This is a genomic window from Streptomyces sp. NPDC093260 (assembly GCF_040683715.1).
In the GTDB taxonomy this organism is placed as follows: Bacteria; Actinomycetota; Actinomycetes; order Streptomycetales; family Streptomycetaceae; genus Streptomyces; species Streptomyces sennicomposti.
Genome location: NZ_JBFBEK010000037.1, coordinates 11844 through 36407 on the forward strand (window position 1 = coordinate 11844; position 24564 = coordinate 36407).

Here is a 24564-nt window from a genome sequence, read left to right on the forward strand (position 1 = left end):
GGAAGTCGGGGGCCCGCGTGGGGTCGGGGCCCGTGAGGCGCAGCCGGGGGCGCATCCGGATTCCGGACGTTGTGTGCCCCTGGCAAGCGCTGTGGGGGAGTATTCGGCCGAACGACCGGTCGGCGCAAGGGTGCCTTTCGGCCGTGCGACTGTGTTCGTTCCGAGTGGACTGTGTGCGATCAGGGGGATGTGACAGTACGTCAGCTGGGGGGCCGTCGAACCGGCGGTGTACGGCGGCCCGCCGGTCCTCGGACCCACGGGCCGCCGCAGGCCGGGACCCCGGCTCAGAGCAGCGTGCGCTCCCCCGCCGGTATCGCGAGGTCCAGGGTGTTGCCCGGCGGCGGGAAAGGGCACAGGAAGCCGTCGCCGAACGCGCACGGCGGCAGTACCGCGCGGTTGAAGTCGACCGTGGTGCGTCCCTCGGCGTCCGGCGCCTCGGAGTACAGGAACCGGAAGCGGAAGCTGTCGTGGCCGCTGGTCGCGTCGGCGAACACCGCCCACAGCGAACCGTCCGGCTGCTCGGCCACCTGGAGCGTCAGCTCCCGTCCGGCCAGCGTGAACGCCAGTTCACCGGCCAGGGCGAGGCCGCGTTCCCGGCCGTCCGCGTTGGGCACGCGCACGGTGCGGTCCTCGGCGTGACGGGTGAAGCGGCCCGGGGCCGACCAGCGCGGATCGTGGCCGTCGGCCGCGATGCCGCGGAACGTCCGGCGCGCCGGGGCGGCCGGGTCGAAGACCCGTACGCCCCAGAGGCCTTCGCGCTCCAGCAGGACGAGACGGCGCTCGCCCAGCGCGACCCTGGCGTCCGCCACCGGACCGGTGTCGGCGCCCAGCCGCACCTCGCCGTCGAGCGGGCCGCCGTCCACGGTCAGCCCGTCCGCGACGGCGGCGATGAGCACGACCTCGTCGCCGTCGGCCGTCCAGATCCCGGGGATGTCCGGAATTCGACCGTCCGGATAGTCCGCGAGCCAGTGCGTGCCGGTCAGCGCGAGCGGGCCGTAGGGCGCCGACACCGATGCGGTGCGGTCCTCGTGCCACTGCTTCCACTGGTCGGATGCGTCCGTCATGTGATCAACCCTTCCATGTACGGCCTGGTGGCCAAACCGAGGTGCGCGCGCAGGGTGGCGCCCTCGTACCGGGTGCGGAACGCGCCTGCGCGCTGGAGCAGCGGCACCACGAGGTCCACGAAGTCGTCCAGCCCCGCGCCCGGCACGGGGCAGGGCACGAGCACGAACCCGTCGACGCCCTCCGCCCGGACGAACGCGGTCAGCTCCCCGGCGACGGCCTCCGGCGTCCCGGCGAAGACGAGGGGGGCCGTACCGCCGGGGTGGTGCGGGTCGCTGCGGGGCACGAGGGCGACCCCGACGCGACCGGCGGCCGGCGCCTCCCCGCGGCAGACCGTCCCGCCCCCGTCCTCGGCGGTTCGTCGGGCGCCGCCGCAGACGGCTGTGCCACCGCCGTCCGTGCCGGCCTGCCCCGCCGCACCGGCAACAGCCGTCCCGGTGGCGGTCGCCGCGGCCGCCGTACCGGCCGAGGTCGCACCCGCGTGGGCCGCCGACCGCGCGGGTCGGTCGGGGCCGAGCGGACCGGGCGTCCCGAGGGCGGCCGGCCCGGCCGTGACCGGGGCGGGTTCCGCCGGGGCCGTGGTTGGACGCTCGGCCGGGGTGGCCGCGCTCCGCCGGCCGGTGGGCGTTTCCGGGCCAGGCAGTGGCCCCGGCGGGCCCGTGCCGCCACGTCGCCGTGCGAGCCCCGGGTCCAGCACGGGACCGGCGGCCGGCGGCGGCGCCTCCGGGGCGTACGCCCGGCCGGCGGGGCGGAGTTCCGGGACGGCGGCGGCGCGTACCGCGTCCCGCAGCGCCGCCGCCCTCCCCAGCGCCTCCGCCTCGGTGTCGCCGACGACGACGCGCGCGGCCTGGAGGATGCGCAGCTCGCCGGGGTCGCGGCCGTGGCGGGCCAGGCGCTCCTTGAGGTCGGCGTAGAACTCCTGTGCGTCCCGCAGGGTACGGGGCCGGGCGAGGACGATGTCGGCGGTCGCCGCGGCGGACTCCCTCTCCTCGTCGGAATCCCCCGCCTGGAGGACGACCGGACGGCCCTGCGGCGGGCGCGGCACGGTGAACTCGCCCGCGATGTCGAAGTAACGCCCCCGGTGCGCGAACGGCCGCGGGCCGCCCTCCGGCGTCCAGGAGTCCCACAGTTCCCGCGCCGTGGCGACGAACTCGGCGGCACGGGCGCACCGGTCGGCGCGGTCCGGGTGGCCGGCACGCCGGGCGTCCTCGCAGGTGAGGGCGGACCCGGAGGCGTTCCATGCGGCCCGGCCGCCGCTGAGGTGGTCGAGGGTGGCGAGCCGGCGGGCGAGTTCGTAGGGCTCGTCGAAGGCGGTGTCCACGGTGGCGGCGAGTCCGAGGCGTTCGGTGATCCCGGCGAGCGCGCTGAGCACGCTGACCGGCTCCGGGCGGCGGATGCCGTCCGCCGCGCACCTGTCCTCCCCGCGCCGCCCCTCGGCGAGGAGGAGGAAGTCGAACAGTCCGCGTTCGGCGGTGTGGGCGAGGTCCTCGAAGGCGGCGAACCCGGTGCGGGCTCCGGGCGGGGTGCGGCGCGGGGCGCCCGCCGCGGGGGCCGAGGCGCCGGGGGCGTACACGGCCAGGTGCATCCGCCGGGGCGGCCGTACGGTCATGCCGCACCCCCGGTCCGGGCGTAGCGGCTCGCGGGCCGGGGCAGACCCAGGTGCTCGCGCAGGGTGCTGCCCGGGTAGAAGGTGCGGAACAGACCGCGGTGCTGGAGCAGCGCCACCGTGCCGTTGACCAGCCGTTCCAGATCGCGGTGCGGTGCGGTGGGCACCAGGTGGAAGCCGTCGACGGTGCCGGCGCGGTGCCAGGCGGCGATCAGTTCGGCCAGGTCGACCGGGCCGCCCCGGTACAGCGGGCCGCGGTCGCTCGGCCGGGGGCCGCCCCCGCCGTGGCCGCGCTCGGCGGCGTACTCGCCTTCGCCGAGGTCGACGACGAGCGAGGCCAGCACCCGCAGGGTGTCGGGGTCCCGGCCGAACCCGGCCGCCGCGGACCGCAGTCGGTCGCGCACGGCGGCGGCCTGCGCCGGGCTCGCGGCGCGCACGAGGACGACGTCGGCGTAGCGCGCGGCGGTGGCGCGGGCGTGGCCCTCGGTGGCGTCCACCACCCGTACGGGATGCCCCTGCGGGGGCCGCGGCACGGCCGAGGACCCCCGCACGGAGAACGTGCCGCCGGTGAAGTCGACGTGATGCAGCCGCTCTCCGCAGACCCCCCGGTCTCCGGCGGAGTGGACATCACCCGAACGGTCACCGGCCGTACGGCCGTCCGCCGGACGATCACCGCAGGGACCGTCCCCAGCCGGGCGGCCCCCGTGGAAGCCGTCACCGGACCGGTCGTCACCGGACAGCCGGTCACCTGCCAGACGAGCGCCGACCGCCGGGCGGCCACCGGCCCGTCCCCCACCGGCCGAGCGCTCGTCGCCCGGACGGTCACCGACCAGTCGCCCGCCGGGCGGACCGTCGCAGGAAGGACCGTCGCAGGAAGGACCGTCGCCCGGTGGACGGTCGTCGGGCGAGCGGCGTTCCGCCGGGCGCCGGCTCCCCGTGCTCTCCTCCTCCCAGCTGTCCCACAGCCGTTCCGCTGCTTCGGCGACCTCCGCCGCCTCCTGCCACAGTTCCTCGGCGGTGGCCGCGTGGCGGCGGCCGAAGAGGCGGGCCTCGCCCTCGGTGGGCGAGACCTCGATCCGCCAGCCCGCGCGGCCCCGGCTGAGCCAGTCGAGGGTCGCCACGGCCGCCTGGACCTGGAACGGCTCGGTGTGCGTGGTGGTGACGGTGGGGACCAGGCCGACGCGGTGCGTGGCGGGCGCCGCCCGGGAGAGGACGGCGAGCGCGTCGGGGCCGGGGCGGGCGAAGCTGTCGTCGAGGGTGACGAAGTCGAGCCGGCCGCTCTCGGCGAGCCGGGCCGCCTCGACGTGCGGGCCGGCGTCGTAGGCCTGCCGGCCGCCGATGTCGGCGGCCAGGTGCAGCAGCGGCCGGCCGTGCGGTGCGGTCATCGCGGTAAGTCCTTCCGGTTCCGGGCCACGCGTCAGACGACCTTGGAGAGGAAGGCCCGGGTCCGCTCGTGCCGCGGCCGGTCGAGCACGGCGCCCGGCGGCCCCTGCTCCACGATCCGGCCGGCGTCCATGAAGACCACCGTGTCGGCGACCTCGCGGGCGAAGCCGATCTCATGGGTGACGACGATCATCGTGGTGCCCTGCCGGGCGAGGTCCTTGATGACGTCGAGGACCTCGCCGACCAGTTCGGGGTCGAGGGCGGAGGTGGGCTCGTCGAACAGCAGCAGTTTCGGTTCCAGGGCGAGCGCGCGGGCGATGGCGACGCGCTGCTGCTGGCCGCCGGAGAGCTGGGCCGGGTAGGCGTCCGCCTTGTCGGCGAGGCCCACCCGCTCCAGCAGCCGCCGCCCGGCCGCCGCCGCCTCGGCGCGGGGCAGCCCGCGCACGGAGACGGGCGCCTCGACGACGTTCTCCAGTGCGGTCAGGTGCGGGAAGAGGTTGAAGTTCTGGAAGACGAAGCCGATCTGGGTGCGCTGCTTGAGCACCTCGCGTTCGGGCAGTTCGTGCAGCCGGTCGCCGGAGCGCCGGTAGCCGATCAGGGTGCCGTCCACGCTGACCGCGCCCCGGTCCACCTTCTCCAGGTGGTTGACGGTGCGCAGCAGCGTCGACTTGCCCGAGCCGGAGGGGCCGAGGAGCACGGTGACCTGGCCGGTGCGGACCTGGAGGTCGATGTCTTTGAGGACTTCCGTGGAGCCGAAGCTCTTGTGGACCGACTTGATGTCGACCATGACGCTCATGGGGGGTCCTTGATGTAGGGGTGGGAGAGGGCGGGCTCAGGCGGCGCTCGCGTGTGGGGCGAGCGCCCGCAGGAAGGTGAGCGCGGCCCGGGCGGTGGCATCGTTCTGCCGGAACGCGGGTCCGCCGGTGCGTGGCCGGGTGAACGCGCCGGGGGTGCGGCCGTCGGTGAACGGGCCGAGCGCGAAGCGCCGGGGGTGCGGCCGGCCGGCGCCGTCCAGGATCCGGCCGTCGGCGCGGTCCACGCGCAGCAGTCCGTCGGGGGTCTCGGCGGCCCCGTCGGCGTGCAGGTCGCGCAGCAGTGCGTCGCGAGCGCGCCGGACGGTGGGTTCGGGCAGCCGGGCCTCGACCAGGGACCGCGCCTCGACGGTGTGGCCGGGCACGGTGGGGCTGGCCGCGCGGAACACCCCGTCCGCCGCGGTGACGCTCATGTCCGCGCCGACGAACCTCAGGACGCCGGCCCGGGACAGGGCGAGCATCTGACGCAGCCGGGGGCCGGGCGGTCCGGAGGCGAGGAAGCTGAAGAAGCCGTGCCACCAGGAGCCGATCTCGCCGAGCCGCACCAACTGGCCGTAGACGGAGAGCAGTCCGAGGAAGACGGCGAGGTCGGGGCTGTGCCCGGGGTCGTGCCGGCGGCGCAGGTCGCCTTCGATCCGGTCGCGCAGCGCCTGCTGGAACTGCTCGGGCGTGGCGTGGTGTTCGCCGGCCAGCGGGCGGTCCAGTGCGGTGAGGTCGAGCCGGTCGGCGGGGTCGGGCACGGCTTCGGCGACGAGGGCGGCCCGTTCGCCGGGGCCGGCGGCGGCGTATCCCTCCTCGAAGTCGGCCCACTTGAGGGCCGTCCGCTCGGGGTGTGCGGTGAACAGCCGGTGGTAGTGGGCGTAGCCGAGTTCCTTCTCGACCAGCGGCCAGACGTCGGCGCGGAAGTCGAAGCCGCCGGGGCGGGCCAGCAGCGCCTCGGTCTCGGCGGGGCCGAGGAAGCGGGGCAGCGGCGGGCGCTCGCCGGTGAGGTCGTAGCCGATCTTGGAGTGGTACGGGACCCCGCGCCGCGAGCCGACGTACAGCACCGGCTCCTGTCCGGAGGGGAGGTAGGCGTCCTGCTCGTAGCGGCCGCCGCGGCCCTCGGTGAGCAGCACCATCAGGTCCACGAAGGCGAGTCCGAAGCCGCGCACGAGGACGGGTTCGCCGGCCTTCAGGGCGGACAGGTCGCTGTCGGCGGTGAAGTCGGGCGGCAGATGGACCAGGCCGTGGGTGCGGGCGTAGGCGGCCAACTGCTGCTGTTGCCGGTCGTGTTCGGCGTCGAGGTGGCCGAGGGCGAGGACGACGAGGTCGGCGAGGAGCGGGCGCGGGCGGCCCTCCAGCCACACCTGCTGGCGTCCGTCGCGCGGGCCGCCGACGCTGAGGGCGCGCACCGGGTGGTGGTGCACGGTGATGCCGGGCGGCAGCGCGGCCACGGCCTCGTCGTACACCCAGCGCAGATAGGCCCCCTGGAGGCGGCGGTCGGCGAAGGTGCGCCCGGTGACGCCGGCCCACTCGTGCAGGGTGGGTCCCTCGCGCACCGGTCCGGCCATGTCGACGGTGTCGTCGGTGAACATGGTGACGTCCTCGGCGTGCGAGTTCATCCACAGCAGCGGCGACTGGGCGTCGCGCCAGATCCGGCCGCCGCCCGGCGGATGCGGGTCGACCAGATGGATGTCGAGCTGCGAACCGGTGTACAGCTCGGCGGCGTTGGCGGCGATGCGCTCGATGAGACCGGTCCCCCGCGGCCCGGCCCCCACGATGACGAGTGCGGGTCTCACCGGTTGCCCTCCGACCCGCGCGCGTAGTGCCGCTCGACGTAGTGCTGGCCGACGCTGAGCACCGAGGTGACGACGGTGTACCAGAGGGTGGCGACCATCAGCAGCGGGATGACCTGGTAGGTCTGGTGGTAGATGAGCTGTGCGGAGTAGAGCAGGTCCTGCACGGCGATGACGCTGACGATGGAGGTGCCCTTGAGGGTGCCGATCAGCATGTTGCCGGCGGGCGGCACGATGGAGCGCATCGCCTGCGGCAGCACGATCCGCCGCCAGCGCCGCCACCGGCTCAGACCGAGCGCCTGCGCGGCCTCGATCTGGCCGCGGCCGACGGAGAGGATGCCGCCGCGCACCACCTCGGCGGCGTAGGCGGCCTCGTGCAGGGTGAGCCCGATGACGGCGACGGTGACCGGCCCGAACAGGTCGACGGTCTTCACGCCGAGGATGCGCGGATACAGCGCTCCGATGTTGAACCACAGCAGCAGCTGGACCAGGATCGGGATGGACCGGAACAGCCAGACGTAGCCCCAGCTGACCGCGCGCAGCACTGGGTTGGCGGAGAGCCTGAAGACGGCGAGCAGGGTGCCCAGGGCGAAGCCGAGCGCCATCACCACGGCGGTCAGCCAGAGGGTGAGCCACAGTCCGCGCAGGACGGAGTCCGAGGTGAAGTAGTCGGCGACGACGTCCCATTGGAAGGCCCGGTTGCGGACGACGGAGGTCAGCGCGAGGCCGAGCAGGACGAGGACGACGGCGGCCGCTGTCCACTGGCCGTAGCGGCGTTGCGGCACGATCCGCGGCACATCGGACGGTTCGGGTGTGTCCGGGGCGGTGGCCTTGACGAGGGTGATGTCGGAGGAGGACATGCGAAGGCTCCGTGATGCGTCGAATGGAACACGGTGGTGCCTTCACACAGGGCCGCGCTCCCGGCAGGGCGCGCGGTGACGGCCGAGCCCCTCAGCAGGGCCGTCGGCATGGAGGGTACGGCCCCGTTTCCCCTCGCTGTCAAGGCTGTCCATCATGTGAACCGTACGTCTCAGGTCGGTTGACGTGGATCCGGATGCCTGTTCCACTTGGCCCATGCATCCGCAGCAGTGGCTGGTCACGCGCTCCCACATCGACTTCGGTCGTGTGTGGTCCTGTTCCTGTTGAGCCGACCCACTGCGCGCCCTGGTGAGCACGGGCGCTTTTAGCGTTCTCCCGTTTCCGCCCGGCGTTCCGCCTGCTTGAGGCGTCCGCCGGCTTTCCCCGTTCCGTCCCTGTCCCCAGGGTTCGTCCCCAGGGTTCGTCCCCAGGGTTCGTCCTCAGCGTTCCGCACCGTTTCCCGCGTTTGTCCCGCCTTCACACGCGCACCCCTCCCCTCGCGTTCGCCGACGTTCCTTTTTCCTCCCAGGAGACTGCACCCATGCGTACGTCCCAGCCGGCCCGCCGGCGGCATTTCCTCCCGTTCGCCCTGATCAGCTCGGTGGCGCTGCTGCTCACCTCGTGCGGCGCGGGGTCCGGCGACGCCTCGGCGGGCGGCGGCTCGGGCGACGCGGCCGAGGCCGCGCGCATTCCGACGACGGACGTCGTCTCCGGCATCCAGAAGGACCCGGCGGCGGCCGAGCTGCTGCCGGCCGGGGTGACTCATCTGACGATCGCCTACAGCGTGGGCGGCACCCCGCCGGGCACCTCGTACCTCGACGACGGCAAGACCCTGGTCGGCCAGGACGTCGACTTCGCGAACGCCATCGCCAAGGTGCTCGGCATCCGGCTGGACAAGCAGGAGGCCAGCTTCGAGGCGATCCTGCCGGCCCTCGGCAGCGGCAAGTACGACCTCGGCGCGGGCAACTTCGGGGTGACCGAGGCACGGCGCAAGACGATCGACTTCGTCACCTACATCAACGACGGCCAGGGTTTCGCCGCCCGCAAGGACAGCAAGCTCGGCCGGGTCACCGAGCTGAAGCAGCTGTGCGGTCTGGACATCGCGACCGGCGCGGGCACCACGTTCGAGGCCACGCTGGAGCAGAACGAGCACGTCTGCGCGGACGCGGGCGAGAAGCCGTACAAGGTGCAGACGTACAGCGAGACGGGCGCGCTGTGGTCGTCGTTGCAGCAGGGGCGCAGCGATGTGGTGATGTCCACGATCAACGGGCTGCGCTACTCGGTGGCCCAGCAGCCGGGGCTGAAGTTCCTCAACGAGTTCCACCGCCTCGACGTCGGCTTCGCCTTCAAGAAGGGCACGAAGCTGGCGCCGGCCTTCCAGGCCGCGGTGAACAAGCTGATCTCCGACGGGACTTACCGCAAGATCCTCGACAAGTGGGGCACCGCCGGTTCGGCGATCAAGGAGTCCCAGATCTCCCCGCCGGAGCTGAGGAGCTGACGGTTCGCGGGCGGAGTCCGGGCCCGGCGCAGGGCGCCCGCGGCCCGGACTCCGCCGTCACGGCCCGTCGCGAAGACCGAAGCCGGCCCCGCCCCCGTCGCGGCCGCCCGGAGTCGGACTCCGTCGGCGCTGTCAGCAGTCGCAGCAGGAGCAGCACTCACAGCATTCGCAGCACTGGCACGCCTCGCAGCACGAGCAGTCGCAGTCCCCGCAGTCGCACCCGCTGCACAGCCCCTCGCGCTTCTTGCGCGACCACGGCCCCTCGAACTCGTCGGCGCAGCACACCTTGCAGGTGCAGCACAGTCCGACGGCCGCCGCGCAGCCGGCCCAGAAGCCGCGCTTGCCGGGCTTCGGCGGCTCGCCGCCGAAGGGGCTGCCGCCCCGGGACGCATCGTAGGGGCCGTGCGGGTGCTGCGGGGCGTACGGCCCCTGCGGCGGGCCGAAGGCGCCCCGGGGCTCGGGGGTCCGCGTGGACGCGTGGCCGCAGGAGGCGGTGCCGAAGGCGCGGTCCACGGAGCGCGGCAGTTCGTGGACGAGCAGCAGATGGGCCAGGCGTCCGTCGGTGAACTCGGCCTCGCGCAGGGCGAGCCGGATGCCGTGCACGGCGTCGTCGGCGAGCCGGCGCGCCTCGGTGAGCGGGGTGCCGGTCGCGGTGAGCGGGTTCCAGGCGCCCGTGGCGGCGTCGGCGGCCTGGTCCTCCACCGCGTCCAGCAGGTGCGCGAGCCGGCCGAAGAGGCGGCCGGCCTCGGCGAGCGGTGCGGCGTTGGCGGGCCGGCCGGCCAGGTGCGCGGTGTGCGCGAAGGCCGCGGCGGTGGCGGTCTCGGTCGGCTCGGTGACGGCGAGGACCGGGGTGCCGGGCCCGGCCAGCGCCTCGATGCCCACCTGCCGGTCCACGGCGTCGACCAGGACGGCGGTGTCGAAGCCCACGTCGGCGCCGGTGCGGGCGCCCGCGCGTCCCCAGCTGTCGGCGACCCGGCGAGCGGCGAGCGCGACCGGCCGCCGGGCCAGCAGCCCGTCGCCGTCGGCGACATGGTCGCGCACCTTGGCGGAGGCGAGCACCAGCGAGACGGCCGCCGCGAGCCGGGCGCCCTCGCCGCGGGCGACGGAGGCGGTGCGCATCCCGCGCAGCGGGCACGGTCCGGCCGTGCGCCGGCCACCGCTCTTTCCGCCCCTTCCGCCGTCACCGGCCGCCTGAGCCTCCGTCAGGACCGATATGAGCAGACCGTCATAGTTCGTCACGACTCTCGCGAACTGTCCGTGATCGCCGCGCAGCGCCAGACAGAGTCCGCACAGATGCGCCATCCACTGAGCCTTGAGATGCTCACCGAGCCGGTGGCTGCATGGCCTGACGATTCCGAACACGACGTCCCCCCGTGGTGCGTACGACGCTGAGCTGCCGCATCGTACCGGCCGGCTCGTTCACCCGTACGTACCCCTGGTCACCCGAGTGCCATTCGTGCCGCAGGGACAATCATATTTCACTCACAGTCAGCAGCCGTGTAGGAAACGACCCTTGGGGCACAAGGCCCTCGACGGATCGGGCTGTGCACCAGTACCGTCACAAACCCCCCGCGCGGCGTCTATCCACTTGGCGCACCGTCCGCATCATGGATGACCATAGGGATGCGGAAAGCACGAAAGACCGCTGTGAGAGGAGGCGTCCATGGGATCGGTACGCAAGGCGAGTGCGTGGCTCGGCCTCGTCGACGACAACGAAGACGAGCGCTACTACGACGACGACTACTCCGAGGGAGCCGAGTCCGGGGACGCCTGGGTCACCGACCCGCGGGTGAAGGTCGCCACGGACACGGCCGAGGAGAAGGGCCGCCGGATCGGCACGGTGACGCCGGACAGCTTCCGCGACGCCCGAGCCATCGGCGAGCTGTTCCGCGACGGGGTGCCGGTGATCGTGAACCTGACGGCCATGGAGCCCGGCGACGCCAAGCGCGTGGTCGACTTCGCGGCCGGTCTGGTCTTCGGGCTGCGCGGCTCCATCGACCGCGTCTCCACCCGGGTCTTCCTGCTCTCCCCCGCCGACACCGAGATCGTCAGCGGCGACCCCGCCGCATACCGGTCGGACGGCTTCTTCAACCAGAGCTGAGGCAGGGCCGCACGCCGGCCCTGCCCCGTCCGGGGCTCACCGGAAGGCGTCGAGACCGGTGAGCGCCTTGCCCAGCACGAGCTGGTGCATCTCGACGGTGCCCTCGTAGGTGAGCACCGACTCCAGGTTGGTCGCGTGCCGCATCACGGGGTACTCCAGGGAGATCCCGTTGGCGCCGAGGATCGTGCGCGCCGTGCGGCAGATCTCGATCGCCTCCCGCACGTTGTTGAGCTTGCCGAAGCTGACCTGCTCGGGACGCAGGCGGCCGGCGTCCATGCGCCGCCCCAGATGGTGGGCGAGCAGGATCCCCTTGTGCAGTTCGACCGCCATGTCGGCGAGTTTGGCCTGGGTGAGCTGGAAGCCGCCGATGGGCCTGCCGAACTGCTCACGCGACTTCGCGTACTCCACGGCGGCCTCGAAGCTGGAGCGCGCCGCGCCCATGGCGCCCCAGACGATGCCGTAGCGGGCGTGCGAGAGGCAGCTGAGCGGGCCCCGCAGCCCGGTGACCTCGGGCAGGACGGCGTCGGCGGGCAGCCGTACGTCGTCGAGGACGAGCTCGCTGGTGACGGAGGCGCGCAGCGACCACTTGTGCTTGATCTCGGGGGCCGAGAAGCCGGGGGTGTCGGTGGGGACGGCGAAGCCGCGGATGCCGTCCCCGGTCTGCGCCCAGACGACGGCGACGCCGGCCACGGAGCCGTTGGTGATCCACATCTTGCGGCCGTTCAGGACCCAGTCGCTCCCGTCCCGCCTGGCGTGGGTGCGCATGGAGGCGGGATCGGAGCCGTGGTCGGGCTCGGTCAGTCCGAAGCAGCCGATCACCTCGCCGGCCGCCATCGAGGGCAGCCAGCGCTGCTTCTGCTCTTCGGAGCCGAAACGGTGGATGGCGTACATGGCGAGGGAGCCCTGCACGGAGACCAGTGACCGGATGCCGGAGTCGGCGGCCTCCAGCTCCAGACAGGCCAGCCCGTACTGGACGGCGCCGGCGCCGGCGCAGCCGTAGCCGGTCAGGGACATCCCGAGGGCGCCGATCGAACCCAGCTCGCGGGCCAGCTCGCGGATGCCGGGCAGCTCGCCCCTCTCGTACCACTCGGCGATGTGCGGCAGCACGCGGTCGGCGGCCCAGCCGCGCACCGTGTCGCGGACGGCGAGGTCCTCCGGCTCCAGCAGGTCGTCGATCCCGAGCGGGTCGGTGGGGTCGAACGGGGGCAGCGACGATTTCGACGACGCCGGCATGGGCACCTCCGACTAGGAAACTAGCACCGCTAGTTAAGCGACTCTGGCGCTGACGTTACGACGCGAGGCCCCCGGCGTCCAGCGCCCCCGGCACCGGACGGCTTCCGCGCCCGGCGCACCGGCGGCTCGGTGTCCCGACGCAGCGGCGTGCCCGGCGGGGCGCGGTGTCCCCGCGTCCGGCGGCCTCCCGTCGGCAGCCCCTCGCTCACGCCGAGACGCGGTGCCGCTCGGCCTCCCGCTGCGCGGGCAGTTCCACCGGCTCCTCCTCGGCCTCGCACTGCATCGCCCGCGGCAGCCGGCACGCGGCGACCGCCCCGAGCAGCAGCAGGACGGCGCTGACCAGCAGCGTCACATGCAGTCCGTGCACGAAGGAGTCGCGGGCCGCGCGCCGCAGCGCCTGCCCCGGCGCCCCGCCGAGCCGTCCGGCCACCTCGTAGGCCTCCCCCAGCGAGTGCGACGCCGCCGCCGAGTCCGCCGCCGGGACGCCCGGCACCCGCGCGAGCCCGGGCACGTAGGCCGCGTTCATCACCGTGCCGAGGAGGGCGATGCCCATGCCCGCGCCCAGTTGGTAGGAGGTCTCGCCGATCGCCGCGGCACCGCCCGCCCGGTCCGCCGGCGCCTCGCTCAGCATCGACTCGTACGCCCCGAACAGCGTCGTCTCCAGACCGAAGCCGAGCAGCACGAACCCGGTCAGCAGCAGCCCGGCGTCGTCCCGGCCGCCCATCGCGGTCAGCGTCAGCACCGCGGCGGCGGTCAGGCAGAAGCCCGCGCACACCGTCCGGCGCGGCCCGAACCGCCTGAGCAGCCGCGCGCCGAGCAGCCCGGCCGCCATCGCGGCGAAGGTCAGCGGCAGCAGCCTGAGGCCGGTGCCCAGCGGCGACAGCCCCAGCACCAGCTGGAGGTACTGCGCCGCGATCAGCTCCAGGCCGACCAGCGCCAGCATCGCCAGGACGATGCAGCCCACCGCCGTGCTGAACGCGGGCCGCGCGAACATCCCGAGGTCCACCAGCGGATGCGTCCGGCGCCGCTGCCGCCGTACGAAGGCCACCAGCAGCGCCGCTCCGGCCAGCAGCGGCCCCAGGGTGAGCACGCCGAGCACGTCCTCCCCGCCGCCGAGCCGCTTCACCCCGAGGACCGCGCCGAACAGGCCGACCGCTGCCATCAGGGCGCCGGTCACGTCCCAGGGGCCGTCGCGCTCGCCGGTCGACTCGGGCAGCAGCAGCCGGCCCACCGGCAGGCTGACCAGCATCAGCGGGATGTTGACGAGGAAGACCGAGCCCCACCAGAAGTGTTCGAGGAGGAAGCCGCCGAGCAGCGGCCCGACGGCCGCGCCCACCGCGGCGACCGCGCTCCAGACGCCGATGGCGACCGCCCGTTCGCGCCGGTCGGGGAAGACCTGCCGCAGGATCGACAGCGTGGCCGGCATGATCATGGCGCCGCCGACGCCGAGCAGCGCCCGGGCCAGGATCAGCGTCAGCGGGTTCGGCGCGAAGGCCGCCACGGCGGAGGCGACGCCGAAGATGCCGTAGCCGAGCAGCAGGATCCGTCTGCGGCCCACCCGGTCGCCGAGCGTGCCGAACAGGATCAGCAGCGCGGCGCAGACCAGCGGATAGGTGTCGACGATCCAGAGCAGTTCGATGGCGCCGGGCCTGAGGTCCTCGGTGACGGCGGGCACCGCCACGTGCAGCACGGTCGCGTCCACCGCGACCAGCAGCAGGCTGACGCAGAGCACGACCAGGACGGCCCAGCGGTTCGCACCGGCTCCGGCCGCCCGACTGCGCAGCCGGGCGGGGACCGTGGTCGTCCCGGACATGTGCGTACCTCCCAGATGAGCCCTCGCGTCCGGCGGGCCTGCGGGGCGGGGACTCCCCACGGCTCGGCCGGAGGGGAGCGGCGCCTCCGGCCCGCGCGACGGTGCGAGTGACACGTCAGCGTACGCGAGTCCGCCCGCGGCACACGTGGCCCACCTCTCACACCTCTCGCCGAACGCGTGTGGCGTGCGCCACGCACTACCGGGGAGCACGCCCCGGCCGGCGGGCCGGTTCCGGCCCCGGTCGATAATCGAGCCCGTGATCGATCAAGCGACGCGTGCCGCGCCGGCCCGGCCCACGGCACTGCGCCGGGCCGCCCCGGCCCTCCTCGGGTACGCGGCCGTGCGCGCCCTGGGCCTGCTGACCCTGGCGCTGTGGAGCGCCGCGCGCGGCAAGAGCGCGTACACCCTGCTCACCGCCCGCTGGGACTCCCTCTGGTACGCCAGGGTGGCCGACGGCGGCTACGGCTACGAGGTGCGGCTCGCGAACGGCGACGTCCACTCCGACCTCGCCTTCTTCCCACTGCTGCCCTGGCTGGAGCGGTTGCCGGCCGCGGTGGGCCCGCTGTCGTACGCCGACGCGGGCTTCGCCGTGAGCCTGCTCGCCTCGCTGGCCGCGGCGTGGGGGATCTTCGCGGTGGTCGAGCACGTCTACGACCAGGCGCGCCCGCTGCCCGAGGGCGGGGCGGGGATCGACGGCGGGCGGGTGGGGCTGTTCGCCGTGCTGCTGTGGGCGGCGCTGCCGGTCGGGATCGTGCAGTCGATGGCGTACAGCGAGTCGCTGTTCACGGCGCTGGCCGCCTGGTCGCTGTACTGCGTGCTCACCGGCCGCTGGGTGGGCGCGGGCGCGCTGGCCCTGGCGGCGGGGCTGACCCGGCCGGTCGGACTCGCGGTGGTGGCCGCGGTGTGGACGGCCGCCGTCGTCTCCTTCGTGCGCGAGCGCGGGCTCCTCGGGCGCGCCGGCGGCCTGCCGGGAACCGAGAGCGGCCCCTCCGACCGCGAACGCGGCTCTTTCGTGCGCAACGGGAGCACGCCCGGCCCGCACGGCGCGCGCAGCACCCCGCACGCCGTGATGCCCGCCCCCCGCTCCCCCGTCCGCCGCGTCCTGGGCATGCTGCTCGCGCCGCTCGGCGGCGCCGGGTACGCCCTGTGGGTCGGCCGGCGCACCGGCGACGGCCTCTTCGGCTACTTCCACGTACAGGCCGGCTGGCGCAACGGGTTCGACGGCGGCTACGCCTTCGCCCGCTTCGTCGCCGCCAAGCTCGCCTCCTTCCCGTCCGCCCTGGCCGGGGCCGGCCTGATCGCCGGGGTCGGCCTGCTCGTGTGGCTGTACGTCGTCGGGGTGCGGCAGCGGCAGCCGCTGCCGCTGCTGGTGTACTCGGGCGTCGTCACCGCGCTGGCGCTGTGCGCGTCGAGCTACTTCGGCTCCAAGCCGCGTCTGCTGCTGCCCGCCTTCCCGCTGCTGCTGCCGCTCGCGGCGGCCCTCGCCCGGGCCCGCGCCTCCCGGTCGGCGCTGGTGGCGGGCGCTCTCGCACTCGTCTCGGCGCTCTACGGGGCGTTCTGGCTGAACGGCTCCGGACCTCCATGATCGACTTCTTCGGGCGGCCCCCGGCGCGCGCCGTGTACGAACGGTGAATTCCCTCCCTGCGTTCGGCCAACGCATTCATAAGCGCCCGATAAAGATTCACCGGAATGATCAAAAGAAATGCAGGCCGGCGGGCGCACGTATTAGTGAATCCGAGGAAATAAAGACCCGTTGAGAGCAATCCCACATCACATCGTCATCACAAACCACGTGATTCGTCAGGGAACTGCCCTCACTCGCTGTAACGTCGATTAGGTGCGTACCGAAGGAACCGTCACCCGCCTGGACCGGGTGTTCGCCAGGCTGGACCGTGAGCCGCAACGGCCGGCGCACATCGACGTGCCGCGGATGAGCCGGCACCGGTTCGTGCTGTTCTCGGCGATCCTCGCCTTCTACCTGGCGATCGTCTGGGCGGTGGTGACCACGTCCTGGCTGGTCCGTCTGGACTGGCAGGTCATGTTCTTCCGGCCGTACCAGCAGTGGCCGCAGATCCACGCGTTCCTCGACTACTACGTGGTGCTGGGGCAGCGCGGTCCGACCGCGGTGATGATCGCCTCCTGGCTGGGCTGGCGCTGCTGGCGGCAGCACACGCTGCGCCCGCTGCTCGTCCTCGCCACCTCGCTGCTGCTGCTGAACGTCACGGTCGGCGCCGCCAAGTACGGCATGGGGCGCCTGGGACCGCACTACGCGACCGTCATCGGCTCCAACGAGATGTGGCGCGGCGGCGATATATTTCCCAGCGGCCACACCGCCAACGCGGTGATGACCTACGGCGTCCTGGCCTATCTGGCCTCCACCCCGAGGGCGCGCCGCTGGCTGTCGGCGCTGTCGGCGGTGACGGCGCTCGGCGTCGGCCTCACCACCGTGTACCTGGGGACGCACTGGCTGAGCGATGTGCTGCTCGGCTGGGCCGCCGGACTGCTGAACCTGCTGGCGCTGCCCTGGTTCGAGCCGCTGATCACCCGGACCGAGAACTGGCTCTTCGACCTGCGCGACCGCTGGCGCGCCCGGTACGGCCGCGGAGTGCCGGTGTCCGCGCCGGGTCTTCCCTCCGGCGCGCCCGGGATGCTCAAGCCGCGCCCACCCGCCCCGGAGGAGGCTCCGGCGGGCCGCGAGACGGTCGGCGCGGGCCGGTCGGCGCGCCCGCCGGCCTTCCACCACGCGCCCGCCTCGCACACGACGAGGGCGGAGCGCGCCCCGGTCGCCCCGTCCGGCAGCCGCCGGCCGCCGCACTCCGACCGCGTCCCGCACAGCACCACCGCGGCCCGTCCCTGACAGCCCGCCGCCGGACGGGCGGGCCGCCGGACGGTCAGCCCTTCCAGGCCCGGGCCACCCGGCCGTCCGCCACCTCGAAGTTCAGCCGCCCGTACCGGTACTCCATGGTGATGACCGTGCCCGGCTCCAGTGAGCGCACGGTGGTCCAGCCGCGCCGCCGCGCCAGCCCCTCGGCCTCCGCGGCCTCCAGGCCGACGTACCCTTCCGGACTGTCCTGAGGCTCCGCGGGCGGAGTGGGAATCGGTGCCATACGGCCACGCTAGGGCCTGCGCCGCGGGCGGGGGAAGCCCCGCCGGACACCCGCAGTGACCTGCCCCGGGCGTCCTCCGCACCCCGACTGTCACATTTCTGTCACAGGACCGCGGCCCGCGGGCCCCGTGAACTCCCCCGGTCCGAGCCGACCCCGCGACCGCCTTGTGCGGCCGTTCGAACGAAATTCCCCGCGCCCGGCCGGGGCCCGTCACAGACTGTTCGCGCACCTGGCCGGGGTCGCGGGAAAAGAACGGCGGAGATGATACGGAGATCCCTTACCGGCGCGTTCGCGGACGGGTTCGAAGAGGCTTTGCGTCACCTGCGCGCGGGTATTCCGGCGGGCGGGCGAGACTCCGGGCCGCCACAGGAAATTCACGGTTCCGGCACAGCATCCCCGTCCGTGGCCGTCGCGGCAAAGTCGCCGCGGTCACCCGCGACGCCACGGGCCAGGGCGGCGTCCAGCCGGTCCCGCGCCGCCCTGATCGCCTCCGTCAGGGCGGCGGGCTCCAGCACCTCGAACGGAAGTCCCGTCATCATCAGGTGGACGGCCATCACGTCCAGGCTGGGGGCGCCGGCGCGCAGCACACAGGTGTCCGGCCCGTCCGGCTCCAGCGTCCCGGCCGAGGGCGAGACCCGCTCGGCCGCCTGCGCGTGCGGCACCAGCAGCCGGACGGCGGCCTGCTGGGCGTACACCCGCCGGGAGACGCCCTCGGAGACATAGGCGGCGAGGTCTTCGGCGGGCGGGGTGCGCGGCGTGAACCGCGGGCCGTGCGGCGGCCTGGGGGTGACGCGGTCGACGCGGAACGTCCGCCAGGCGTCGCGGTCCAGGTCCCAGGCGACCAGGTACCAGCGGTACTCGGTGCACACCAGCCGGTGCGGCTCGACGGTACGGCGGCTCACGGCGCCGTCGTGGCCCCGGTACTCGAAGCGCAGCCGCTCCCCGTCCCGGCACAGATGGGCCAGCTCGGTCAGGACGGCGGGGTCGACCGGGGACGGCCGGAAGGAGCGCAGCATCGGCACCGTGTAGTCGTTGAGAGCGCTCACCCGGCGACGCAGCCGGGCCGGCAGCACCTGCTCCAGTTTGGCCAGCGCCCGTACGGAGGTCTCGCCGATGCCCTCGATGCCCTGCCCGGCGGCGGTGCGCAGCCCGACGGCGACCGCGACCGCCTCGTCGTCGTCCAGGAGCAGCGGGGGCAGTTCGGCGCCCGCGCCGAGCTGGTAGCCGCCGCCGGTGCCGGGGCTGGCGTTGACCGGGTAACCGAGGTCGCGCAGCCGGTCCACGTCCCGGCGCACCGTGCGCGCGGTGACGCCGAGCCGTTCGGCCAGTTCGGCCCCGGACCACTCGCGGTGGGCCTGGAGCAGTGAGAGCAGACGCAGCAGTCGAGCCGAGGTCTCCAGCATGGGGGCGAGTCTGCCAGGCGTCGCGGACAGCTTCTGTCCGCGAGCGGACGAGCAGGAGCCCGGTACGCGAGTACCGGGGTTCGGGAGCGGGCGGGCCCCGCCCGGTCGAGGGACCGGGCGGGGCCCAGGGCCTCTCGTTCGGATCAGGCCGGACTCGCGGGCCCTGCCACCGCCCCTCGCCGCGTTGTCGTCGCTTGCCATGGCTCCGCCATGACGGCCTGCTCCACCTCGCGCGGCTCCCCCACTGCCTGAACGCCGTGGGAGGTGGCCCCCTCACCGGCCCCCGCTCCCTGACCCGGCCTGATCCGGACGAAAGACCCCAAGCGCTCCGGACGAGGGAGCGGTGGCGCGGTGGCGCGCGGTGCGGTAAGGGGTCAGAGCACCAGGCGCTGGCCGGGCACGATGACGTCGGGGTCGCCGCCGATGACGGACGCGTTGGCGGCGTAGAGCCGCTGCCAGCCGATCCCGTGCCGGGCGGCGATGCCGCTCAGCGTGTCGCCGGCGCGGACGGTGTAGTCGCCGTGCGACCCGCCGCGCTGCGAGCGGCCGGTCCCGGCCGCCGGGGCGGTGTTCCGCGTCTCGCGCCGGGCCGACTCGTGGGCCGACTCGTAGGAGCTGCGGGTCTTGTGCGGCTTGTACGCCGTCCCGGCGCCCGCCGAACCCGAGCCGGAGGACGAGGACGAGCCGCCGGCGGAGCCGGCCGGTGCGCCGCCGAAGGCTCCGGCGCGGGCCGAGCACACGGGCCACGCGCCCCAGCCCTGGGCCCGCTGGACCCGGGTCGCGACGGCGATCTGCTGGGCCTCGGAGGCCTGGTCGGCGCGGGCCGCGTAGGCGGTGCCGCCGTAGGCCCGCCAGGTCGAGGCGGCGAACTGGAGGCCGCCGTAGTAGCCGTTGCCGGTGTTGATGTGCCAGTCGCCGCCGCTCTCGCACCGGGCGATGCGGTCCCAGACGCCGCTGTCCGCGGCGTGGGCTCCGCCGGCCGCCGTCAGCAGGCCGAGCGGGGCGAGCAGGGCCGCCCCGGCGAGGACCGCCGTCGTGCGCGCCCTACGGGCGCCCTCGTGCGGGGAGTCGGCGTGGGTATAGGCACATTCGGACATGTAGATCCCTCTCGGACGACCCGGGGTACCCCGAGGCGGAGGCACTCCCGCCGCGTGGGACGCGGCCGGTGCGCTCGCCCCGTCCGCCGTGCGGGGTCGTGCTGCGTGGCGCTGGGTGGTTCCCGGTGGTGCGGTCGGCGGACGTCCCCGGGCGGTGCTCGGTGCACCCGGCGGAGGAATGTAGGGAGCCGGAGGGGCACAGTTCAACCAATGGCCCGTTCCGGCAGGCCAGTTGAGGGTTACCGCGGGGAACGGCTTTTTTCGGCCACCCACTTCATTCCCTGATTTCCTGATTTGTCGACCAGTGTCGCCGCGTCTCTGTGACCCACTTCACCCGGTCAAGCCCCTTTACAGAAAGCCCACTTGACGAGGAGTGACGGGTTCCGCACCGGAAGTGACCGTGAGCGCAGGATGGTTCGATTCCGTTCGCCGTAGTGCGTGACTCCCGCCACAGGTCCTCCGTTGTCTTCTTCATGAGCCGGGGGCCCTCCCGGTTCCTGGGCCGGGAGCCACCCGGCCCCGCCACGCACCGCATCCCGAGGGAGCCACCCGTGCCGCGCATGCTCGACGTCAGCGACGCCGTACGCGCCGAGATCGGCGACGAAGAGGCCGACCGGCTGCTCGCCGGAGACAACGCCCCGGGCAGTTACGACTGCACGTCCTGCCGCACCCCCGGCGACTCCGCCCAGGAGCGCACCAGCACCGTCCTGTTCGTGGGCGACGAGACCGCCGTCCTCGCCTTCGCCCACGCCACCTGCCTGCCCTCGCAGGTCGTCCAGGTCACGGAGGAACAGCTGCGCGGCGCGGTGCGCTCCATCAACGCGGACCCGGGCGCCGCCGGGGGCGCGCCCGCGCAGTCCGTGCCGCAGCAGGGCGCGCCCCAGCAGGCCCCGCCCCCGAACGCCGCCCCGGAGCAGGCCGTTCTCGGGGTGACCAGCGGACTGGTGCTGATCGCCGGGGAGTTGCACCCCGCACTCGTCGTCGAGCCGACCGCCCCCATCGTGCGCCCGGGCAGCACCGGTCCGGGCGACGAGTTCCTGCAGCTCCTGGTGGAGCAGGGCTACCAGCCGGTGCCCGCCCTGGACTCCGTGCCGCCCGTGCTGCACGGCTGGTCGGTGCTGCTGGCCGTGGGGCAGCTGCACGCCGTCCTGCAGCCCGGGGCGGACGGCGGCCGGCCGGTGGCCTGGTGGCAGGCCCACCAGCCGCTCCAGGTCACCGACGGCTGGCGGGCCGCCGCCAACAAGCACCAGCAGGTGCTGCTGTACGCGGCACCGGTCGGCTCCATCGGCCGCCAGCCGCGCGAGGACCTGCTGCGCGACGCGCTGGACAAGGCGGCGGCCCAGGGACGGCTGGTCGCGGCCACGCTGCCGCTGGCCGGCACCTGAGCCCGCATCCCTTCCGGCCCGGGGTCGTTTGGACATACGTGCACGCATACGACGTTCCCCGCCGCCAGCCGTACTCGCCGACCCGGTCCTCCGCGCGCCCCGTCCAGGATCCCCACGGCGGGCCCTCGGCCACGCCGATCTACGACGCGCTCTACGCCGAGTACGTCAAGTCCTACCGCACGGTGCCGTTCGACCACAGTGGCGAGGAGGACCTGGGTTTCGTCGCGTTCGGCAACCTGTCGCACGGCGCCGGCTCGAACGCGTACGTCGCCTACGGCGGCGCGTACGGCGCCCGGCACGGCGGCGGCCAGCAGCAGGCGCAGTGGCAGCGCGTGGGGACGCTGGGGCGGCCGGACTCCGGCACGCACCACGTCCCCGCGGCGCTGCCGCCCGCCCGCCGCGGCGACTGAGCGCCCGACGGGGCAGCCGCCCCCGCGGTGAACGGCGAGAGGGCGGCCCCCGGTGCGGGGGCCGCCCTCTCGCCGTTCACGCCACTACTTCTTCTTGTTGCCGCGCTTCTCACGCACCCGCACCGAGAGGTGGATCGGGGTCCCCTCGAAGCCGAACTCCTCACGCAGCCGGCGCTCGATGAAGCGCCGGTAGCCGGCCTCGATGAAGCCGGAGGCGAACAGGACGAACCGCGGCGGCTTGGTGCCGGCCTGGGTGCCGAACAGGATGCGCGGCTGCTTGCCGCCCCGGATCGGGTGCGGGTGGGCGGCGACCAGCTCGCCGAGGAAGGCGTTCAGCCGGCCGGTCGGCACCCGGGTCTCCCAGCCGGCCAGCGCCGTCTCGATCGCCGGTACCAGCTTCTCCATGTGCCGCCCGGTGCGCGCCGAGACGTTCACCCGCGGCGCCCAGGCGATCTGTGCGAGGTCGGTCTCGATCTCCCGCTCCAGGTAGAAGCGGCGCTCCTCGTCCAGGGTGTCCCACTTGTTGTAGGCGACGACGAGCGCGCGGCCCGCGTCCACCGCCATGGTGATGATCCGCTGGTCCTGCACGGAGACGGACTCGGAGGCGTCGATCAGGACGACCGCCACCTCGGCCTTCTCCACGGCGGCGGCGGTGCGCAGCGAGGCGTAGTAGTCGGCGCCCTGCTGGAGGTGGACGCGCTTGCGGATGCCGGCGGTGTCCACGAACTTCCAGGTCTTGCCGCCCAGCTCGATCAGCTCGTCCACCGGGTCGCGGGTGGTGCCGGCCAGCTCGTTGACGACGACGCGCTCCTCGCCGGCCACCTTGTTCAGCAGCGAGGACTTGCCGACGTTGGGGCGGCCGATCAGGGCCACCCGGCGCGGACCGCCGATGCCGGCGCCGCCGAACGTCTCGCGCGGCGCCTCGGGCAGCACCTCCAGGACGCGGTCCAGCATGTCGCCGGTGCCGCGGCCGTGCAGGGCCGAGACCGGGTGCGGCTCGCCGAGACCGAGCGACCACAGGTAGGCGGCGTCGGCCTCGCCGCTCTGGCCGTCCACCTTGTTGGCGCACAGCACCACGGGCTTGCCGGCCTTGCGCAGCAGCCGGACGACCGCCTCGTCGGTGTCGGTGGCGCCGACCTTGGCGTCCACCACGAAGACGACCGCGTCGGCGGCCTCGATGGCGTACTCGGCCTGCGCGGCCACGGAGGCGTCGATGCCGAGCACGTCCTGCTCCCAGCCGCCGGTGTCGACCACCTTGAAGCGGCGGCCCGCCCACTCGGCCTCGTAGGTGACGCGGTCGCGGGTGACGCCCGGCTTGTCCTCGACGACCGCCTCGCGGCGGCCGATGATCCGGTTCACCAGGGTCGACTTGCCGACATTGGGGCGGCCGACGACGGCGAGCACGGGCAGCGGTCCGTGACCGGCCTCCTCGATGGCGCCCTCGACGTCCTCGACGTCGAAGCCTTCTTCCGCGGCGAGCTGCATGAACTCCGCGTACTCGGCGTCGCCGAGCGCCCCGTGCTCGTGCTCGTGCTCGGCCGAGCCGTCGGGCTGGATGTCGTCGTTCATGAAGTCCGTACCTCGTAGTTCATCGTGGTGGTCGGTGGAGCGCCGCCGGTTCGCGGTGATCCACTACTCAAGTGTCGCTCAGCGGCTGGTGAGCCGCCTGGCGTTTTCCAGGTGGGCGGTGAGCTGCTTCTGGATGCGCTCGGTGGCCTCGTCCAGCGCCCTCCGGGTGCGCCGCCCGGAGCCGTCGCCCGCCTGGAACGGGGCGCCGAAGACGACGTCCACGCGTGAGCGCAGCGGCGGCAGCGCTTTCACCAGTGTGCCGCCGCGGTCCGCGCTGCCGAGCACCGCCACCGGGACGATGGGCGCCCCGCTGCGGACCGCGAAGTAGGCGAGGCCCGCGCGCAGGGAGGCGAAGTCGCCCTCGCCGCGGGTGCCCTCCGGGAAGATGCCGAGGACCCCGCCGGCGTCCAGGACGCCGAGGGCCCGGGTGATGGCCGTGCGGTCGGTGGTGTGGCGGTCCACCTGGAGCTGGCCGATGCCGGTCAGGAAGGAGCCGAGCGGTCCGACGAAGGCTTCCTTCTTGATCAGGAAGTGCACCGGCCGGGGCGCCACGCCCATGACCATCGGGCCGTCGATGTTGTGCGAGTGGTTGACGGCGAGGATCACCGGGCCGCTCGCGGGCACCTTCCAGGCGCCGAGGACGCGCGGGCGCCACAGCCCGTACATCAGACCGACGCCGATCCGGCGGCCGACGTCGGCGCCGCGCTCGGACGGCGGGCCCGCCGGGCGCTCGGGCGGAACGCTCACTTCGCGGCTCGCTTCTCCTCGACGAGGGTGACGACGCACTCGATGACCTGGGCCAGGGTCAGGTCGGTGGTGTCCACCTCGACCGCGTCGTCGGCCTTGGCCAGCGGGGAGGTCCTGCGGCTGGAGTCGGCGGCGTCCCGCCTGATCAGGGCCTCGCGGGTGGCGTGGACGTCGGCGCCCTTCAGCTCGCCGCTGCGGCGGGCGGCCCGCGCCTCCGGGGAGGCGGTGAGGAAGATCTTCAGGTCGGCGTCGGGCAGCACGGTGGTGCCGATGTCGCGACCCTCGACGACTATGCCGGCCGGTGCGGCGGAGGCCAGCGTGCGCTGGAGCTCGGTGATGGTCGCCCGTACCTCCGGTACGGCGCTGACCGCGCTGACCTTGGAGGTGACCTCCTGGGTGCGGATCGGGCCGGCCACGTCCACGCCGTCGACGGTGATCGTCGGGTGGGCCGGGTCGGTGCCGGAGACGATCTCGGGCTTGCCGGCCACGGCGGCGATCGCGGTCGGGTCGTCGGTGTCGATGCCGTTGGTCACCATCCACCAGGTGATCGCCCGGTACTGGGCGCCGGTGTCGAGGTAGCTGAGGCCGAGCTGCGCGGCGACGGCCTTGGACGTGCTCGACTTGCCCGTGCCGGAGGGGCCGTCGATGGCGACAATCACGGGCGGGGCGGTCCGGGCGGCGCCGTTTTCCACAGCGGGGCACCTT

Annotated in this window: 21 protein-coding genes; 6 read left to right on the top strand and 15 right to left on the bottom strand. The window is 73.9% G+C overall.

Annotation, left to right across the window (positions count from 1 at the left end; all coding sequences use genetic code 11):
* Nucleotides 1-284 precede the first annotated feature (284 nt).
* From AB0N63_RS32290 to AB0N63_RS32315, 6 genes are read right to left on the bottom strand one after another with little or no spacing between them, the layout of a single operon-like run.
* Entirely contained in the window at nucleotides 285-1064 is a 780-nt protein-coding gene (locus AB0N63_RS32290; protein ID WP_365534717.1) for a DUF1684 domain-containing protein, read from the bottom strand.
* Nucleotides 1061-2671 carry an LLM class flavin-dependent oxidoreductase gene (locus AB0N63_RS32295; RefSeq protein ID WP_365534720.1) on the bottom strand — a complete coding sequence of 537 codons (1611 nt, stop codon included), beginning with the start codon at nucleotides 2669-2671 and terminating at the stop codon, nucleotides 1061-1063. Before AB0N63_RS32295 ends, AB0N63_RS32290 begins: the two co-directional genes overlap by 4 nt.
* Nucleotides 2668-4053, bottom strand: coding sequence for an LLM class flavin-dependent oxidoreductase (locus AB0N63_RS32300; protein WP_365534722.1), 1386 nt, complete (start codon nucleotides 4051-4053; stop codon nucleotides 2668-2670). Before AB0N63_RS32300 ends, AB0N63_RS32295 begins: the two co-directional genes overlap by 4 nt.
* A gap of 32 nt (nucleotides 4054-4085) precedes the next feature.
* Nucleotides 4086-4847 (bottom strand): amino acid ABC transporter ATP-binding protein, encoded by a 762-nt coding sequence (locus AB0N63_RS32305; RefSeq protein ID WP_365534724.1) that lies wholly within the window; start codon nucleotides 4845-4847, stop codon nucleotides 4086-4088.
* Nucleotides 4848-4883: 36 nt separating this feature from the next.
* Nucleotides 4884-6641: an FAD/NAD(P)-binding protein gene (locus tag AB0N63_RS32310; RefSeq protein ID WP_365534725.1), complete on the bottom strand. Its 1758-nt coding sequence runs from the start codon at nucleotides 6639-6641 to the stop codon at nucleotides 4884-4886.
* The gene (locus AB0N63_RS32315; RefSeq protein WP_365534727.1) at nucleotides 6638-7498 is read right to left on the bottom strand and encodes an amino acid ABC transporter permease; all 861 of its coding nucleotides are present in this window, start codon (nucleotides 7496-7498) and stop codon (nucleotides 6638-6640) included. The genes AB0N63_RS32310 and AB0N63_RS32315 overlap by 4 nt, the downstream gene beginning before the upstream one ends.
* A gap of 539 nt (nucleotides 7499-8037) precedes the next feature.
* Between AB0N63_RS32315 and AB0N63_RS32320 the strand changes: the two genes are divergently transcribed.
* On the top strand, nucleotides 8038-8994 hold the full coding sequence (locus AB0N63_RS32320) for an ABC transporter substrate-binding protein (RefSeq protein ID WP_365534730.1): 957 nt from the start codon (nucleotides 8038-8040) through the stop codon (nucleotides 8992-8994).
* A 132-nt stretch (nucleotides 8995-9126) separates the two neighbouring features.
* Here AB0N63_RS32320 and AB0N63_RS32325 read toward each other — a convergent pair whose 3' ends face one another.
* On the bottom strand, nucleotides 9127-10356 hold the full coding sequence (locus AB0N63_RS32325) for a DUF5685 family protein (RefSeq protein ID WP_365534732.1): 1230 nt from the start codon (nucleotides 10354-10356) through the stop codon (nucleotides 9127-9129).
* 301 nt (nucleotides 10357-10657) lie between these two features.
* On the opposite strand from AB0N63_RS32325, the gene AB0N63_RS32330 reads away from it, so the two are divergent.
* The gene (locus AB0N63_RS32330) at nucleotides 10658-11095 is read left to right on the top strand and encodes a cell division protein SepF (protein ID WP_019986234.1); all 438 of its coding nucleotides are present in this window, start codon (nucleotides 10658-10660) and stop codon (nucleotides 11093-11095) included.
* 36 nt (nucleotides 11096-11131) lie between these two features.
* Here the strand turns inward: AB0N63_RS32330 and AB0N63_RS32335 are convergent, their stop codons facing one another.
* Nucleotides 11132-12328, bottom strand: coding sequence for an acyl-CoA dehydrogenase family protein (locus AB0N63_RS32335; RefSeq protein WP_365534735.1), 1197 nt, complete (start codon nucleotides 12326-12328; stop codon nucleotides 11132-11134).
* A 205-nt stretch (nucleotides 12329-12533) separates the two neighbouring features.
* On the bottom strand, nucleotides 12534-14141 hold the full coding sequence (locus AB0N63_RS32340) for an MFS transporter (protein ID WP_365534737.1): 1608 nt from the start codon (nucleotides 14139-14141) through the stop codon (nucleotides 12534-12536).
* A 256-nt stretch (nucleotides 14142-14397) separates the two neighbouring features.
* Between AB0N63_RS32340 and AB0N63_RS32345 the strand changes: the two genes are divergently transcribed.
* Entirely contained in the window at nucleotides 14398-15726 is a 1329-nt protein-coding gene (locus AB0N63_RS32345) for a hypothetical protein (protein WP_365534739.1), read from the top strand.
* A gap of 252 nt (nucleotides 15727-15978) precedes the next feature.
* Nucleotides 15979-16998: a phosphatase PAP2 family protein gene (locus AB0N63_RS32350; protein ID WP_365534741.1), complete on the top strand. Its 1020-nt coding sequence runs from the start codon at nucleotides 15979-15981 to the stop codon at nucleotides 16996-16998.
* A 34-nt stretch (nucleotides 16999-17032) separates the two neighbouring features.
* On the opposite strand, the gene AB0N63_RS32355 is transcribed toward AB0N63_RS32350, so the two are convergent.
* The 3 genes from AB0N63_RS32355 to AB0N63_RS32365 all read right to left on the bottom strand — a co-directional run bounded on the left by AB0N63_RS32355 (nucleotide 17033) and on the right by AB0N63_RS32365 (nucleotide 19748).
* Nucleotides 17033-17248 (bottom strand): I78 family peptidase inhibitor, encoded by a 216-nt coding sequence (locus AB0N63_RS32355; protein WP_365534742.1) that lies wholly within the window; start codon nucleotides 17246-17248, stop codon nucleotides 17033-17035.
* A 374-nt stretch (nucleotides 17249-17622) separates the two neighbouring features.
* Nucleotides 17623-18651, bottom strand: coding sequence for a YafY family protein (locus AB0N63_RS32360; protein WP_365534745.1), 1029 nt, complete (start codon nucleotides 18649-18651; stop codon nucleotides 17623-17625).
* Between the two features lie 374 nt (nucleotides 18652-19025).
* On the bottom strand, nucleotides 19026-19748 hold the full coding sequence (locus tag AB0N63_RS32365) for a transglycosylase family protein (RefSeq protein WP_365534747.1): 723 nt from the start codon (nucleotides 19746-19748) through the stop codon (nucleotides 19026-19028).
* A 551-nt stretch (nucleotides 19749-20299) separates the two neighbouring features.
* Here AB0N63_RS32365 and AB0N63_RS32370 point away from each other — a divergent pair.
* Together AB0N63_RS32370 and AB0N63_RS32375 are read left to right on the top strand one after the other, a co-directional pair.
* Nucleotides 20300-21133: a hypothetical protein gene (locus tag AB0N63_RS32370; RefSeq protein ID WP_365534749.1), complete on the top strand. Its 834-nt coding sequence runs from the start codon at nucleotides 20300-20302 to the stop codon at nucleotides 21131-21133.
* 38 nt (nucleotides 21134-21171) lie between these two features.
* Nucleotides 21172-21543, top strand: a complete 372-nt coding sequence (locus tag AB0N63_RS32375; protein ID WP_365534751.1) for a hypothetical protein — start codon at nucleotides 21172-21174, stop codon at nucleotides 21541-21543.
* 84 nt (nucleotides 21544-21627) lie between these two features.
* Here AB0N63_RS32375 and der read toward each other — a convergent pair whose 3' ends face one another.
* The 3 genes from der to cmk form a co-directional block, all read right to left on the bottom strand.
* Nucleotides 21628-23112 carry a ribosome biogenesis GTPase Der gene (gene der, locus AB0N63_RS32380; protein WP_365534753.1) on the bottom strand — a complete coding sequence of 495 codons (1485 nt, stop codon included), beginning with the start codon at nucleotides 23110-23112 and terminating at the stop codon, nucleotides 21628-21630.
* A gap of 78 nt (nucleotides 23113-23190) precedes the next feature.
* Nucleotides 23191-23898 (bottom strand): lysophospholipid acyltransferase family protein, encoded by a 708-nt coding sequence (locus AB0N63_RS32385; RefSeq protein WP_365534756.1) that lies wholly within the window; start codon nucleotides 23896-23898, stop codon nucleotides 23191-23193.
* A complete protein-coding gene (gene cmk / locus AB0N63_RS32390; RefSeq protein WP_365534759.1) occupies nucleotides 23856-24551 on the bottom strand; it encodes a (d)CMP kinase in 696 nt (231 codons plus the stop codon). The genes AB0N63_RS32385 and cmk overlap by 43 nt, the downstream gene beginning before the upstream one ends.
* Nucleotides 24552-24564: the final 13 nt, after the last annotated feature.